Origin of the sequence: Thermogemmatispora sp. (assembly GCF_019683635.1) — a bacterium.
Lineage (GTDB): Bacteria > Chloroflexota > Ktedonobacteria > Ktedonobacterales > Ktedonobacteraceae > Thermogemmatispora.
In genome coordinates this window covers 1-14,791 of the sequence record NZ_JADGIA010000126.1, presented here as the reverse complement: position 1 = coordinate 14,791, position 14,791 = coordinate 1, and the positions used below count along the sequence as shown (strand labels likewise).

Annotated in this window: 15 protein-coding genes; 7 read left to right on the top strand and 8 right to left on the bottom strand. The window is 57.7% G+C overall.

Annotation, left to right across the window (positions count from 1 at the left end; genetic code table 11):
* Positions 1–79: 79 nt before the first annotated feature.
* Positions 80–871: a response regulator transcription factor gene (locus tag IRZ31_RS14120; protein ID WP_297154706.1), complete on the bottom strand. Its 792-nt coding sequence runs from the start codon at positions 869–871 to the stop codon at positions 80–82.
* Positions 872–1,040: 169 nt separating this feature from the next.
* Between IRZ31_RS14120 and IRZ31_RS14115 the strand changes: the two genes are divergently transcribed.
* Positions 1,041–2,084, top strand: a complete 1,044-nt coding sequence (locus IRZ31_RS14115; RefSeq protein WP_297154703.1) for a sensor histidine kinase — start codon at positions 1,041–1,043, stop codon at positions 2,082–2,084.
* 57 nt (positions 2,085–2,141) lie between these two features.
* Here the strand turns inward: IRZ31_RS14115 and IRZ31_RS14110 are convergent, their stop codons facing one another.
* From IRZ31_RS14110 to IRZ31_RS14100, 3 genes are all read right to left on the bottom strand, one after another.
* On the bottom strand, positions 2,142–2,528 hold the full coding sequence (locus IRZ31_RS14110) for a FixH family protein (protein WP_297154702.1): 387 nt from the start codon (positions 2,526–2,528) through the stop codon (positions 2,142–2,144).
* A 6-nt stretch (positions 2,529–2,534) separates the two neighbouring features.
* Positions 2,535–3,209 (bottom strand): copper resistance protein CopC, encoded by a 675-nt coding sequence (locus tag IRZ31_RS14105; RefSeq protein ID WP_297154700.1) that lies wholly within the window; start codon positions 3,207–3,209, stop codon positions 2,535–2,537.
* A 268-nt stretch (positions 3,210–3,477) separates the two neighbouring features.
* Positions 3,478–4,608 carry a hypothetical protein gene (locus IRZ31_RS14100; RefSeq protein ID WP_297154699.1) on the bottom strand — a complete coding sequence of 377 codons (1,131 nt, stop codon included), beginning with the start codon at positions 4,606–4,608 and terminating at the stop codon, positions 3,478–3,480.
* A 314-nt stretch (positions 4,609–4,922) separates the two neighbouring features.
* Between IRZ31_RS14100 and IRZ31_RS14095 the strand changes: the two genes are divergently transcribed.
* A complete protein-coding gene (locus IRZ31_RS14095) occupies positions 4,923–5,234 on the top strand; it encodes a metal-sensitive transcriptional regulator (protein WP_297154697.1) in 312 nt (103 codons plus the stop codon).
* A 29-nt stretch (positions 5,235–5,263) separates the two neighbouring features.
* A complete protein-coding gene (locus tag IRZ31_RS14090) occupies positions 5,264–5,485 on the top strand; it encodes a heavy-metal-associated domain-containing protein (protein ID WP_297154695.1) in 222 nt (73 codons plus the stop codon).
* A gap of 201 nt (positions 5,486–5,686) precedes the next feature.
* Here the strand turns inward: IRZ31_RS14090 and IRZ31_RS14085 are convergent, their stop codons facing one another.
* Positions 5,687–6,181: a pyridoxamine 5'-phosphate oxidase family protein gene (locus IRZ31_RS14085; protein ID WP_297154694.1), complete on the bottom strand. Its 495-nt coding sequence runs from the start codon at positions 6,179–6,181 to the stop codon at positions 5,687–5,689.
* 331 nt (positions 6,182–6,512) lie between these two features.
* Between IRZ31_RS14085 and IRZ31_RS14080 the strand changes: the two genes are divergently transcribed.
* Complete coding sequence (locus IRZ31_RS14080) at positions 6,513–7,019, top strand: thioesterase family protein (protein ID WP_297154692.1); 507 nt, start codon at positions 6,513–6,515, stop codon at positions 7,017–7,019.
* Positions 7,020–7,298: 279 nt separating this feature from the next.
* Positions 7,299–8,219: a hypothetical protein gene (locus IRZ31_RS14075; RefSeq protein WP_297154690.1), complete on the top strand. Its 921-nt coding sequence runs from the start codon at positions 7,299–7,301 to the stop codon at positions 8,217–8,219.
* Positions 8,220–8,510: 291 nt separating this feature from the next.
* Here the strand turns inward: IRZ31_RS14075 and IRZ31_RS14070 are convergent, their stop codons facing one another.
* A complete protein-coding gene (locus tag IRZ31_RS14070; protein ID WP_297154688.1) occupies positions 8,511–9,440 on the bottom strand; it encodes a L,D-transpeptidase in 930 nt (309 codons plus the stop codon).
* 706 nt (positions 9,441–10,146) lie between these two features.
* Between IRZ31_RS14070 and IRZ31_RS14065 the strand changes: the two genes are divergently transcribed.
* Positions 10,147–10,842: a response regulator transcription factor gene (locus IRZ31_RS14065; protein WP_297154686.1), complete on the top strand. Its 696-nt coding sequence runs from the start codon at positions 10,147–10,149 to the stop codon at positions 10,840–10,842.
* Positions 10,843–10,968: 126 nt separating this feature from the next.
* On the opposite strand, the gene IRZ31_RS14060 is transcribed toward IRZ31_RS14065, so the two are convergent.
* The gene (locus IRZ31_RS14060) at positions 10,969–12,288 is read right to left on the bottom strand and encodes a mannosyltransferase family protein (RefSeq protein ID WP_297154685.1); all 1,320 of its coding nucleotides are present in this window, start codon (positions 12,286–12,288) and stop codon (positions 10,969–10,971) included.
* A gap of 528 nt (positions 12,289–12,816) precedes the next feature.
* Between IRZ31_RS14060 and IRZ31_RS14055 the strand changes: the two genes are divergently transcribed.
* The gene (locus tag IRZ31_RS14055) at positions 12,817–13,827 is read left to right on the top strand and encodes a GAF domain-containing protein (protein ID WP_297154683.1); all 1,011 of its coding nucleotides are present in this window, start codon (positions 12,817–12,819) and stop codon (positions 13,825–13,827) included.
* Between the two features lie 147 nt (positions 13,828–13,974).
* On the opposite strand, the gene IRZ31_RS14050 is transcribed toward IRZ31_RS14055, so the two are convergent.
* Positions 13,975–14,754, bottom strand: a complete 780-nt coding sequence (locus IRZ31_RS14050; RefSeq protein ID WP_297154681.1) for a rhomboid family intramembrane serine protease — start codon at positions 14,752–14,754, stop codon at positions 13,975–13,977.
* Positions 14,755–14,791: the final 37 nt, after the last annotated feature.

Here is a 14,791-nt window from a genome sequence, read left to right as displayed (position 1 = left end):
GCCCTCATTGCTCGTCTGCTGACGGACCTGGCGAGCGAGACGGCGGCTGCTTCCTAATCCTGGCTGGCTGGCTGGCTAGCTAAAGGCGAGGGCGTGGGCCGGGCGGGCCATCGTCGGGAGAAATCAGACCGTGGCGGATGGCGAAGCGTACCAGGTGTGGGATATCGTGCAGCCCAAGCTTCTCCATAATATTGGCACGGTGAGCCTGCACGGTTTTGACACTCAGGACGAGCCGGTTGGCGATCTCCTGGCTGGTGTAGCCTTCGGCGACCAGGGTCAGAACCTCCAGCTCGCGGGGGCTGAGCACGCGCAGCTCATCGGCCAGCTTCTCCGTCTCTGTACTCTGCTGCGACTCGTGAGCAGGCTGACCGCTTTCCTCTGCCTGGCTCTCTTCCTGTGCCGTGCAGTGCTCCAGATAGACGCGGATCAGCGAGCGGGCCAGGCCGGGGTAGAGGAAGGCTCCGTTGTCGGCCAGAGCGCGGACCGCGCTATGCAGCTCGGCTGGCGCCGCTTTCTTGACCAGATAGCCGCTGGCTCCGACTCGTAACGCCTGCAAAAAGTACTCCTCGCTATCATGCATGGTCAGAATCAGGACCTGTGTCTCTGGCTGTTCAGCGCGGATGCGGCGGCAAGCTTCTAAGCCATCCATTTCTGGCATCGTGATATCCATCACCACAATATCCGGTCGCAGTTGGCGCGCCATCTCCACTGCCCCGGTGCCGGTCTTGGCCTCCCCAACAATACGAATCTCTGGCTGAAGCGTTAGCAGAAGCTTAAGGCCCTGGCGCAAAATATCGTGATCGTCGGCCAGCACCAGGCTAATCGTGCGCTCAGCCGTAGGGCCAGTGCTGGCCGGCTGCTCATCCTCCATAGCTTTCTCCCTCCTTGCCCTCCTCCTGGTCAGTGGTGTCTCAGTGTTCTATATTAATTAGGTAGTGTAATCTGCTGGGGGGAACCATTGCCAGCCTGAGTAAGTCGGGCTGCTCTCACCTCTCTGCACAATTATCTCACTCATAGAGCATGCCAGAAAGAGAATGACGATGCGGATCATCTGGGAATGGCTGCGGCGCTGGCAGCTCTCTCTCTTTGAGAAAGTCATCCTCACGAATAGCCTGCTGCTGTTAGCGGAAGCCATAGCGGCTCTCTGGGTGACCAGCCATGCACTGGAAGCCCATCATTTTCTGATCGATACGGCTTTTCTGGTAGCGGCTACCTTACTCAGCATCGCCATCAACGCCTTCCTGTTACGAGCCAGCTTCAGACCACTCTTTCGCCTGCTAGAGGTCATTCGCCGCGTCAGTGCAGGCCAAACCGAGGCGCGGGCCGAGCCGGCTTCTGCGGATTCCGAAGTGGGGCAGCTTGCGGCGGCCTTCAATGCGATGCTGGACCGGCTCGAAGATCTGCGCCATCAGCAATCGGCGCTCATTTTGCAAGCCAGAGAGGAAGAGCTGCGGCGTGTTTCGCGCGAACTGCACGACGAAAGCAGCCAGAATCTAACTGCTGTCCTGGTCTACTGCGAAATCCTCATGCGCACCGTAGAGAGCTTGCCTGATAGAGCTATCGCTGGCGAGACGCGCCAACAGCTTGTAACAAGCTGCCAGCAATTGAGCGAGCTGGCCCAGCGCACGCTCGATGCAATCCGTCGGCTCTCACAGCGACTGCGCCCGCCCGTGCTCGATGACCTGGGGCTGGTTGCAGCCTTGCGCTGGCTAGTTGAAGATAGCCGTCAGCGTTTTTGCCTTCCGGTTGAACTGACCATAGAAGAGCAGCCGCTCTGGCAGCGCTTGCCTCCCCTCTATGAGATTACCCTCTTTCGGATTGCTCAGGAGGCACTCACCAACGTAGCGCGTCACGCGCGCGCCAGCCGGGCGCAGCTCTCGCTCTGGCTGGCCCCTGCCGCTATCCATCTCTCTATTCAAGATGATGGCTCAGGGTATGATCCAGGGCAGCGCAGCAACGGGCTGGGCCTGGTGAGTATGCGGGAGCGGGCTGCTCTCCTAGGTGGTAGACTCTCTATCGATGCACGCCCGGGTCAGGGGACACGCGTTGAGGCCATTCTCCCCTTACCAGCGCTGGCAGCCTGATGGCGTCGCCTGCGAGGCCTCGTCTCCGCGTGATCCTGGAGCCTGCTCTCCCTTAGCTCAGGCTATTTCGAGATGGAGGATCTGCTGCTGCGGCGTAAAGCCTCTGGCGCGCGCCTCTATTTTGATGGCCCAGGCGCCTGGCATTGAGAAAAAGACCAGCACGCTATAGCTGCCATGCCCCTCCTGCTGGATATGGATCGGCGTCGGCCCCATAACCATATCTGGCATCCAGGCTGAGGAGCTGACCTGAGCCTGCTCGATAGGGGTTCCCTGGGGATCAGTGAGCTGCAGCTGCAAGCGAGCTGTCCCCACACGCAGCGGTGCCTGTTCCGCTACGTGCACCTGGAGCACGGCTGGAACCTGAACAGGCCAGAGCGCAGACAGCGTCAGGGCCACTGCGCAAGAAAAAGCCAGCAGCAGCCAAAAAATCGGGCGCACACGCATCAGTGCTCACCCTCTCGGCGTAGTATCCTTCTCCTCTTCACGCGCGATCTCGCGCCGCATCTGAGCCAGGCTGGAGGAGCTAGCGGACGAACGGGCAAGGCTGCGACCCAGGCCGAGGCCCGCACCGCCACCGATGAGCAGGCCGGCAACGCCTGCCACGCTCACCCACAGCGGCAGATTACTCGTCCCACCCGAGGTCGAGGAGGTTGAAGAACTGGAAGCGCTGGCTGTGGGGGCGGGAGCTGGGGTCGTGGCTGCGCTGTTTGCCCCAGTGGGCTTTACTGTGAAGATAAAAGCACCCTCATCTGCATCACCGTCTTCCGCAGAGACAGTGATCCAGCGCACGATGTAGACCCCGTTGCCGTCCGGCTTGATGCGCACCGACATCTCTCTTGGATTGTTTAAAGGGATCGTGGCGTTCCCCTGGCTAATCAGTTCCCCGTCTGGCCCGTAGACGAAAAGGTTACTTTTGCTGGGATCAGGATTCATATTCTCGGCGGTGAAGACCGTCACGGTCGATGGTACCTGGCTAATCGTTGAGCCAATTTTGGGATTGGCATCGATGACCTTAGCATGGGCCGAAACAGGACTGACCCCGATGATAAAGAGCAGCAACGCGCCCACAAGCAGGGCACAGCCCAACTGCACCGGGCGCGTGAGTCGCCACTGAGAGTACTGCATAATCAGTGTCCTCACTTTTTCATCTCCGCACGTGGCTCCGGCTCTGGCTCAAGTGCTGCCCTCCCTCGCTAAGGAAAGAGCAGCTTGGGGCCAGATAACCTCTGGTCCTAGCATAAGAAGCTGCTTACCTGCTGTCCATTAGGAAGAATCCCTATTCTCCCCGGTAGACACCGTAAGGTGTTTGCACGAAGGGGCTAGGCCAGCGGAAGAAAAAGTGACCTGCCAGGCGGTCAGAAGCAGGAAAGGAGGGGCAGGTCTCCAGGGAAGGTTAATCGGTCAACACCTGCCAGGAGCGACCCCCATCCTGGCTGAAAAGCACGCTGGCGGGATAGAAAAAGGCAGCATAGAGCAGTGTGGACTGCGCTGGCGAAAGCTGTAGTGTCATCAGATCGCTGCGCGAGAAAGTAAAGCGTTTCTGCCAGCTTGTCCCCTGATCGGCGGAGAACCACAGATCGCGGCCAGCCAGGGCATAGAGAGCTTGACCATCGGCTGAGCTGACCAGGCGCGTCAGGGGAGCATTCGGGGTAGGGCCATTCAGGTGAGTAATCTGTTTGCTGCCATCTTGCCAGCGATAGAGACCCTCATCGGTGGCGCAGAAGATCAAGCGTGGCTGGGTCTGCGTGGCTGTCAGGCTGAGAACCGTACCGTTGATACCCTGGATGCGCTGCCAGTGGTTCCCATCGTCAGTGGTTTCGAAGAGTCCCTGATCACCCCCGAGCAAAAGATGATGGGGATGCCCTGGATCAGTCAAGAACAGGGGAGTCTGCATGGCGGAGAGCGCCCCGCTCGTAATCGGGCGCCAGTGCGCTCCGAGATCGGTTGTTTCGTACCAGCCAGCGTAGACGAAGAAAGCATAGAAATGACCGGCTGGACCACTGCCTGCCTGCACTGAAAAAGGATAGGCTGAGGCTGGCAGATGGGGCGGGTTGCTCAGGCGCCAGCTCCTTCCACCGTCACGGCTGATATAGACACCAGGTTGCTCGCTACCAATTCCACTCGGCACTGCAATCACCGCGAGCACATTGGGATCGCCGGGGGCAGGAGCAATCGAGGTCACCATCGCTGGCGCCAGCGCACCGCGCGTCTGAGGCCAGCTCTTTCCACCGTCGTGGCTGATGAACAGACCGAAATGGGTCCCCAGGTAGAGGCTGCGCCCATCAGCTCCGATGGCCAGGGTATGCAGGTGCGTCTCCGGATTCGAGAGTGGACGCCCCGGCACCGTTGGATCAGTCGTGCTGCGGCGGTTGCTCAATAGCTCCCAGCTGGCGGCCACAATCACTGCGATCAGCACAATAGCCAGAAGAACATACAGTCCTCGTCTCTGCCGTCCTTCTCCCGCTTTCGACGCCAGCTCCTGCGAAACATACTCACCCTGCCGACGCTGCTGTGAAGTCGCCATTGTTCCTCTTTCATCCACACGCTCGGACTCAAGACCCTGGAGATGACACGGTCTGGCTGCTCAGCGAGCACAGCCAGGATGGGCTTGACCCGGCGATTGTCCCTACAGAAAAACATTACCATCGAAGGTCAATAGGGAAAATTCCCGATCTCAGATGGTCATGGTGCGGGGCTATCGGGCTGGCTTTTGACCGTCAGGAGGGTGGGAGCGACTGAGGCTCCTGCTCCCTTGACCCCTCCCCGGGGGGTGTGGTATAGTGATGGAGGATCGTCTCTAAGTCAGGCAATACGGGCAGCAGAAAGGAGCCAGCCGCTGTGCAGGAAGAACGCCGTCGCGAAGTATTGAAACGGCTCTCCTACATCAAGGGCCACCTCGACGGCATCTCCAAGATGGTAGAAGAAGACAAATACTGCGTTGACATCCTGCGTCAAAGCTATGCCGTACGTCGGGCACTAGAGAAGGTGGAAGCCCTCATTCTCGAAGGGCACCTGCATACCTGCGTACCGGAAGGCATTAAAAGCGGACGTGAGGAGGCGGTTGTCGCAGAACTCCTGCAGCTTTTCACGCTTGCAGGCAATCACTTGAAGACGCAGGAGGCTGGCGAGCTGCCTCCTGCGGAGGAATGAAGAGAAAGAAAGGACGGCGTGCAAAGAGCATGGGCACCACGAGCACCTCGGTGACGCTTATCTCTCCAGACATTTCCTGTGAGCACTGCCAGCGAACAATTGAAAGCACACTGAGTGCTCTGCAAGGCGTCGAGCGGGTGAGTGTCGACATCACCGGCAAGAGCATCCAGCTCTCCTATAATCCGGCCCAGGTCTCGCTGGAGCAAATTGAAAAGCAGCTCGACGAGATCGGTTATAGCATTGTCCACTGACAATGCATCTTAGTTGCTCGGGCCCGAGGTGGCTAACCAGGAAGAACCGGGCAGAACACTGCGGGGGGAGCCTGCGGCGCGCTCGTGCTGCGCCAGGCTCTTCCATCCCCTCGCTGAGCAAACGGACTGATGACTGGTTGCTCTCGGGCACTGTTATCTGGCGTGCCGGCGGTCTCTGAGGAGAGCTGGATGCCGAAAGAATTAGTAAGTGGTTGGTCCCGCTGACCGTGATTGCAGCGGAAAAGTCGTCTCAGTCTGACGAGGCAGCTCAGTCAGGTCGGTGATGCGCAGCCAGCGCACCTCTAGCGCGATGGCCTGTACTGGAAGCCTGGCAATGAAAGAGGCTGCCGCGGGCGATTTCTGGGTAAGCCGCTTGCGAACCGCGGCGCTGGCCTGCTCATCGTTGATCAGGCGAGCCTCTGCCGTCGCCTCCAGCCAGGCAGTTGGCTCTCCTGGCCCAATAAAGATACCTACGCGCGGGTTGCTCTTCAGATTCGCCAGCTTACGCGACGTCAGAATGAAAGTGCAATAAAGTGTCAGTGTCTTGTGCCCCTCACTGAGTGGCTCCTCTGCATAGAAAACGCGTGTCACGTAAGGCTGACCATTGTCCTCGGTAGCAATCGCCAGCGTATCATAGCGAGCAAGAAATTCATTAATGGTTTCTCGTAGCCGGACTTCATCCTGTATTGCATCCATGATTTTCAGTCCCCAATGGTTTCAAGCCCCGCTGGGCTGGGCTTCTTCTTGCTGAGAGAGCGAGAATGTCTGCTTCTGCCTGTAGCATACCGCATGATGGCAAGAACGACCAGTCCCGCCTCCGAGGAGGCTAAGCTGCTCTGCTGGTGCTTACTGTGACCGGTGTTGGCTTCGCAAGCAGAGCAGGCAAAGCAACCAGTGAGTGCGGATAGACTCGCTTATCTGTGCGCTCTTGTTTCGAGAAGCGCCTTTTCGTTATGCTTTTAAGAGCGTACAACCCCTGTTCGAGAGATCCCTATCTAGTAACGAAAGGACCAGTGACAGGAGCCCAATGAGTGAACGTTTTCCCTGCTGGTATCCCCTGCAGATCAGATTTCGCGATCTTGACCCACTTGCCCACGTCAATAACGCAGTTTACTTTACGTATTTTGAGGAAGCGCGCAGCTATTATCTGAGCCTCCTGGAGCGCTGGCTCAAGGAGTGGCCAGGAGAGGAGGCTATCCAGGAGCGGCAGAGCGCTGAGAATCCGCGCATCCAGACGGGGCCGCGCGCGACGCGCTATGGCCTGCTGGTCAAGGAAGTCAGCTGTACCTATGAACTGCCACTGATCCGCTCAGACCGTGCTGAGGTGGGTGTACGAGTCTCCCATGTTGGGCGCACCAGCTTTATTATGGAGCACCAGATTCGTGATGCCCACAACCACGAGCGCGTTTTCGCCACGGGCCGCTCCGTGATGGTCTGGTGCGATTATCAGACTGGGCGCCCCCATCCACTTCCTCCGGCCCTGCGCCACGCCTTCGAACAGATGGAGGGGCGCAGCTTTCCCACGCCCGAGTAGGAAGGAAGGACGGAAACGCTAGTCCAGGCTACGCCCATAGCTGCTTTTCTCCTGGCCTCGCTCATCTCCCAACGCGGGGAAGAGCGGGGCCAGGTCGCTCGTCGCAGCGGTGGCCAGCGTGGTCAGGTATAGCCAATAACGGCAGAGAAGAAAAGTCAACCACAAAAGGCACTAGCACGATCGGGCTGTTTTTCCTAGAAGAGTCGCCTCATCGCCTCTCGCTGAGCTATACTAACTTCAAGATTAAGCCTCATTCTTTGCACAGTGTGAGGTTGCTCTATGCTCTCTTCGATAGTGATGGCGCTGGTGATTGGCTGCGTGATCTTACTGCTGGTCGGCCTGGGACTGTGGGCGCTGCATCAGTATCGGCGCTCCAGGCGAGCAGAGGCGACTGGCAGTCGCTCGTTGGTCGTTGCCTGTGAAGAGCAGCACGTCAGCGTCGTCCTACCCGCGCAAGAGGGGGCGCTGGTCTCCCTCGAAAAGGCTCAGCCTCTGCCGGGCTTTGTCCTCCCTCCTTCGTGGTATCGCCGCTGGCGCATGCTGGTTTCCCTGGGTCTCCTGCTCATGCTGGGCCTGGCCCTGGCAAGCCAGGGAGGGATTGTGCGCGACACTTTCCGCAGTCTGACCGCTACATTCAGCTTCTTCTCTGCATCCTCAACAATGGACCTGCAGACTGCGCCCCATCCTCTACCCGACACAGCCAGTGCGCGCATTGTCCGCGTCGACTCGGCCTCGCGCAGCCAGTACTACACTGACTACCAGTGGGAGGTCTGGTCTTACTCCTCCTGCTCAGGGATTGCTCTGGAGGAGGTGATGAACGCCTATGGCCGCCATCTCATTGCCGCCGATGTGCTGCAGATCGAGCTACAGCTCGGTGTCTGGGATGTGCAGCTGGGCTTGCTCAAGGAGGAAGGGATCGCTATGACAGCGAACTATTTCGGCTTCAATGCAAGCCTGAGTCATACGCGCACCCTACAGGATATCATTTCCATTGCGAACAGTGGCACGCCTGTCATCGTCAGCATCCGCGACAGCTACTATTTCCCCGGTGGCCATATCTTTGTCGTCCGCGGTGGAGATAGCCAGTATGTCTATACAGTCGACTCCTCTCCGGCCAACTTCACGCGCATGACCTACAACATGTTCACCGCCATGTGGCGAGCCAACAACGATTTCAGCGCCGTTGTGACACCGCGCTAGCCTGCCGGTTCTATTCACTCAGCCTGTCCGGCCACAGGCAAGCATCTCTCCCAGCACAAAGCGAGAGAGAAGAGACGAGGGGGTCAGCTCTCCATTCCTCGTTTCTTCTCTCTCGCTCTGCTGTGAGCCATTGACCGCCAGCTATCCTGAGTGAGAGGCGTCTGCTGATCCGGTTCCGATATTTGGTCCTTGCCCGTTGCCATACCGCTTTCTGCCAGCCTGCTTCTCTGGCTGGCCATACTCATTGACGCCTGACAACCAGAGATAGCGGAGGAGGAGGGGAAGGGCAGGCTAGTAGATCAACACTGGCGTATACAGGCTTACAAAGTTATAGAGCCAGGCGGCGTTATCGGTGGACATGTTGACACAGCCATGCGAGCCTTGGCCAGCGAAGGGGTCGCCAGTTGGGTCCTGGTGGGGGAAATTAGTGCCCGGGCCAAAGTCGGCGCGCCACCAGGCGTCATGCAGGAAGTAGCCATTGCTATGGTATTGCATCGCGTAGTTGATCGGCGTATCGGGATACCAGTATGGTGAACCCTTGGGCTCGCTTGATTTGAAAACGGTTGGATGCTGCTTGCCTTCAATCCACCAGGTGCCTGGAGGCGTCGGCAGGTCGGGCTGGCCGGTAGTTACCAGGAAGGCTTTGACCAGCTTGCCGTGATCGTAAGCTCGCAGGGCCTGCTCGCTAAGTGAGACCACCACTACCCGCTCATCCATATAGCCATAGTGACGCATCAGCTCCAGATCGGTTTGATGAGGTTGGTTATAGGGTGTCTTATCGCTAAAGTTGGCCTTCATCGCCTCGAAATTTGTCAGCCACATCTGTAGATCCTCAACCACCTGCTGGTAGTCAGCCAAGGTCTGAGCCTGACTCAGCTCTTCACCGAGCCAAGCGCTACCGCCAATGCCTTGAGGACCGTATTCATAGCCCAGTGGGTAGGTCTGATTATTGTAGCTATCGTGATAGGTATGCTCTTTTCCCCAGGCGCTGACCTCCTGGGCCAGCTGCTGCTGGAGATGGGTGCTCTCAGCCTTCATCGCCGGAATCTGAATAGCATTGATATGCCCCTTTAGGGTGGTCAACGCCCGGCTATAGGCGCTGGCTGTCTGGGCCTGTTGCAGAGCCTGCTGATCACGCTGGTACTGCTGCTGATAGGTTGCCACCTCTCCACCATTTTGTTGCATCAGGTCAATCCATTGCTGAAAAGTCTCCAGAGCCATCTTCCCCTCATTTTGCAGCGTCGGAGAGATGGACGGTGTGGGCACAGTCCTGGGTCCGCTGGCCAACACGCTGGAGCTGTTTGAACCGCAGGCGCTCAACAGCAGCAGACCAACCAAAGCAAATGCGGTCAGCAGCAACCTTCCTGCCATGTGCCTCTGGAACTGAGGCCGGAAAGTGTGAACCTCTGTGGTTGCCCGTTTCATGGCCCTTCCTCGTTTTTTCTGCATGCTGTTTGCTCTTCTTTCGTCCTTGAAAAAGGTGAATTACGGCTAGGGATGCTGGCTAGAAAAGATAGCCTGGAACACCTTGGCAGGGCTGTTCCCTCGCTACTCCCCTTCATCATACTACGCCTATTGAGAAAAACGCGGAACGAGGCTGGTTCATTTCAAGACCCTGATTCTTATCCCCTTCTGGAGGAGAAAGCGGCCTGACTAGTCTGGGACCCCAAGGCGCGCCAGCGTAAGAATGACCATGCCTAGTACTTTCTTCTTGAGAATAGTACTTTTGACTAGACCACCGGGGTAGAATAGTACCGTTGGGCGGGGGAAGAGCGTGGGCTAACCTCACACCACTGATAGCCTGTGGGCCTTGCCTCCGCCGGAAGGGCTGGCCAGAGGATGGGACAGGCTTGAGAAGAAACATTAACGCTGTAGAGCCGGAAGGAGGAGGGGAGTCCTTCTCTGTGAGAGGACTGCCGCAAGCTGGATGGAGACAATACGTGTGCTGATTGTTGAAGAGCAGCCATTGCTGCGAATAGGTATTCACGCTACCCTGGAACGCATGGGGGATTGTGAGATTGTCGGCGAGACGACCGATCCCGCCGAGATTTTGGCGATCGCTGGTGACGGTCGACTCGACGTCGCCTTGATCGATACCGGCCTGACCTGTGCTGATCCGCTGGAGATTGCTCGTCAGGTGCGGCGGGTCGCACCGCATGTCGCAATGATTATGCTCACTCCCGCCGAGAACGAGGAGGATCTCTTCCAGTCGATCAAGGTCGGTGCCGCGGCTTACTATACACGCGATATTGGCCTGGAAGAGCTGCGCGATGCGGTGCGCAAGGTCAGTCGCGGCGAGTATCTGATGAACGATGATGTGCTCTCCAGGCCGCAGATTGCCTCGCGTGTCCTGGCCTCATTCCGGGCCCTCAATGAGGAAGAAGAAGAGGTCGACAACAGTCAGAAGGAGCCGTCACCGCTTTCCAGCCGCGAGATCGAAATTCTTGACCATATTGCCCGCGGGCGCAGCAACAAGGAAATCGCTAAGGTGCTCAAGATCAGTGACCAGACTGTCAAGAATCATATTACTTCAATCCTGAAGAAACTGGCTGTTAATGATCGCACTGCGGCGGTTGTCTATGCGCTCAAGCATGGCTGGATCACTATCGAGAAAGAGCAGTGAGTCCAACCATGCTGGGCGCTCTCCCCTGCCGCCTTCGTTCTCGCGCGGCACAATGGCCTTGTGCCCCAGATCAGACTTGCTGTGGCCTGGCGAGCGCTGGCGCTGGTAGTCGATAAGAAGCCTGCTCTACCCGGCCCACTGGCCAATGAGAAACTGGAGCGCCGAGAAGGTGAGCAATCCCCCAGAGATAATCAGATAATGAAGGCGGAAGCCTTCACCCTTGCCGAGACGCGCCAGCACTATGAAGGCCGGGAAGAGGGCCAGGGCGAAACGCGGCATCGACATGGTGGGATAGCGTCCCACCGCAGGAACCAGCAGAAAGAAGATGAAGGCTACAACAGTATAGAGTGTGTAAGTAGGAGCAAGCGGGCCGCGCAGGCGCCAGGGTCCTACGAAGAGGAGCACGACCAGGGCCAGCACCGCAGTCAGTAGCGTCAGGTCGATGACGCGATGAATGGTAATAAAATCAAGATGGCTGGAGTCCTGAATGAGGGCGGCAATGGTCGCGCTAAAGGCGAGCCAGGGAGGTTGGAGACTGCGCTGCCAGACCGATTCCGCGTGAGAAAAGGCCAGCGGATCGTGGAAACGCAGATAGCAGTAGCCGGCAAACAGGGCGAGGCCGCCGGGAATGCCAAGGATGCTTAGCACATCAAGGCGGAACTCACGCAGGCGAAAATGATGCTGGCGCAGATACTCGTAGACAAAAGGGATAAGCAGCGGAATAGCGGTGGATCGCGTCAGGCTGGCCAGGCCGCCCCAGAGCGCGGCCTGCCACCAGCGTCCACGCCGTGTGCTATAGAAACAGAGAAGAGAAAGAAGCATAAAGAGTGATTCACTATAGGCTGCTGCCAGAAAAAAGGCCATAGGAAACATTGCATAATAGAACAAAGTGCGGCTGGCTAGTTCATCGTCAAAGTCCTCGCTGACCAGGCGGTACAACAGCACCAGGACACCAAAACCGGCCAGGTTTGAGACGACCAGGCCGGCCAGCACTGGGTTATCTGCCAGATAATTGACCAGGCGAATGAGGAGCGGATAGAGGGGAAAGAAGGCCGTACGCCACCAGTCGCTATAGCCATGTAGAGCGATGGTGATGAAATGGCCGGTGTCCCAGTGCCTCCAGCTGTTGATCATGGCCCGCAGAACAGGGCCGCTAGTGCTGCTGGAATCGCCAGGGAAGAGAAAAGCGACATAGCTCAGCAGCAAATAGAGCAGGTGGGTAGCGCTATAGATCGGTAGGACCTGCTGGATGGCGGTGAGCCAGGGAGAGCGGAAAGCCGTGGTCGCCTGTGCCTCCCGCTCCTGGTAGTGGCCTGCCTCAGCGCTGGTGAGCTGTTCCTGCTCAGGCGGCCTGTTCTCACCCGCTGTTGTGGCCAATTCCCTTAAAGCAAGGCTGAGGGGCGTGGTTGAGGCTTCCTGCTTCCCCTCCTTATTTGCAAAGTACATGCCAGACGCGAGATGCTCTTGCTCATCAGTAACCGATTCAGGCGCTGGCGAGATCTGCTGTGCAGCTTCGGCTTGAGTCAGGGGCTGGTTCAGCAGATCTCGTCTCGGGCGACGAGAACGTAGTGAACGAAGAAGCATGAGTACCCTCATTGCTCAGAAAATCTTAGATACGCGAGCGCTCTCAGTGTGCGGCTAACTTGATTGGCTTCCTCCGCCAGCGAGGAACGGCTGCTGTGCACCGCTCAATGCCGGGAGCGGGATCTCGCTCTTTCTCGCGGGCAATGGTTCAGTTCTGATAGTGTGACGGTTGATTGCCTGCAGCAATAACACGCAGGTTCCTTTTGGTTCTCTCCCTTCCTCATAGGAATATTTATTTGCATGGGAGATTGTTGTTCAATGGGAGATATGCTATCATAGAAGAGCTGCCACGAAACAGCACTTCCTCTTGGAGTTGATGCGTAGATCAATCGATTCTTCTAATAAAGTGCCCTAATGATATTTCAGGAACGTTATGGGAAGGGAAGACACTTGCAAACCTGGCAGGAACTGCTGAGTCAGCTCATCAGAGATATTCAGCTGGAGAGGCGGCTGGCGCAGGAGATGGGGGTGCAACCGATTACGCTCAGACGCTGGGCGCGAGGTATAGTACAGCCGCGAGAGGATAATCTTCGGCGCTTGCTGAAGGCGGTGCCGCGCGAAGTCTACCCTGAGTTGATGCGTCTGCTAGCCAATGACTTCCCGAAGCTGTTGGAGCAGTCTACAGAGACCTCTGCTCCGGCAGTGCTGCCGGCGCCACCTGTCGAGCTTTACGTGCGAGCCCTCAGCATGTATACGACAACGCCCCCTTCTCTCTATCCAGAAGCACTCTACGATCTCCTGTTGCAGCAGATGCTCAGACAGCTTGATCCTGAGCAGCGAGGCCTGGCCGTGACGGTTGCGCGTTGTATGCCGCCGCCGGCGCCAGGGGGGAAGGTGCGTAGTCTGCGTGAGATTGTTGGACGTGGCAATCCTCCCTGGCCGCGTGATCTCAGCCAACAGGCGATTTTCCTGGGAGCGGAGTCCCTGGCCGGAGCTGCTGTGACCCATTGCCGGCTGGTAACTATTCCTAGCCGTGATGAAGAGTACAGTCTCTTCGCCGCTCACTGGGTCGAGCATGAGCAGAGCGCCGTGGCTTGCCCCATTCTCTGGCAGACGCGTGTTGCTGGCTGTCTTATTGTCTCTAGCACTTTACCTCATGCTTTTACTCAGGCCCAGCAGTCCTTGATAGAGCGCTATGCCCAGCTGTTGTCTCTCTGCTTCCGTCCCGAGGCTTTCTACAGCCATAGCGATATCGAACTGCGTCTGATGCCTCTCTATACTGAGCAATTGCCATATCTTCAAAATTTCAGGAGATATGTCAGTCGCAAAGTAGAGGAAGCCTGCGCGGCAGGTCGCTCATTATCGCTGTACGAAGCGCAAGAGTTCGCCTGGCGTGAGATAGAGGAGCAGCTCCTGGAGCTACCTCTGCGTCAGACGAAAGCGGAGACGGAAAACCGCTAAGATGCTGAGGAGCCTGGAAGTCACCAGAAAACTACCGAGCATGCCCTCTGGCCTGGCGGGATTCTGCTTTCGTCATTCCAGGGCGCATGCTCGTGAGGAGATCCGAGAGAAGCTTCTAATGGGATGGTGCTGTTGCTCCAGCTCAGCTTACCACCAGCGACGGTGGTCGTTCTCGCGCGAGTAGGGGTGATAGGGGTAGGAGGGGTAGCTGATGGGAGCTGGTGGCTTGAGCCAGGGGCGCAGGATCAGCGTAATGATCAGGCCGGTCAGGAAGCCGCCAACATGGGCCAGATAAGCGACGCCGCCCATGCCCTGTTGCACCTGGGCTAGCGAGGCCACACCATCGAAAAGCTGCAGCACAAACCAGAGGCCAATGAGTACCATCGCTGGTAGCGTCACGATGGTGAAGAAAAAGAAGATAAAGATGACAGTGCGCACACCAGCCAGGGGAAAAAGAACCAGATAAGCTGCCAGCACGCCAGCGATGGCGCCGCTGGCCCCAATGCTAGGGACCGTTGAGCCAGGAAAAGCCACGGCCTGGACGAGGCCGGCGACGATGCCGCAGAGCAGGTAGAAGCAGAGATAAGGGAAGTGCCCCAGGCGGTCTTCCACATTATCGCCGAAAACATAGAGAAAGAGCATATTGCCGCCGATGTGCAGCCAGCCGGCGTGCAGAAACTGGGAAGTAATCAGTGTGAAGTAGACCGGCTCGGGGGTCTGGAAAGCAAGATGAGCTTGCACAAGGGCCGTCTGTGGAACACCATGTAATAAGGCGACGGGCACTACTCCATAGGCGAAAATCAGCTCATCTGCGCGATTCCCAAGGGAAAGCTCATAGAGAAAAATCAGTACATTGATCAGGATCAGACCCCATGTCATCCAGGGCGTATGTCGGCGTGGCCCTGGGAAGTCCTGAAAGGGTATCACCTGCAGCCTCCTCCTTTAGCCTGTAGGTTGCTGTGCT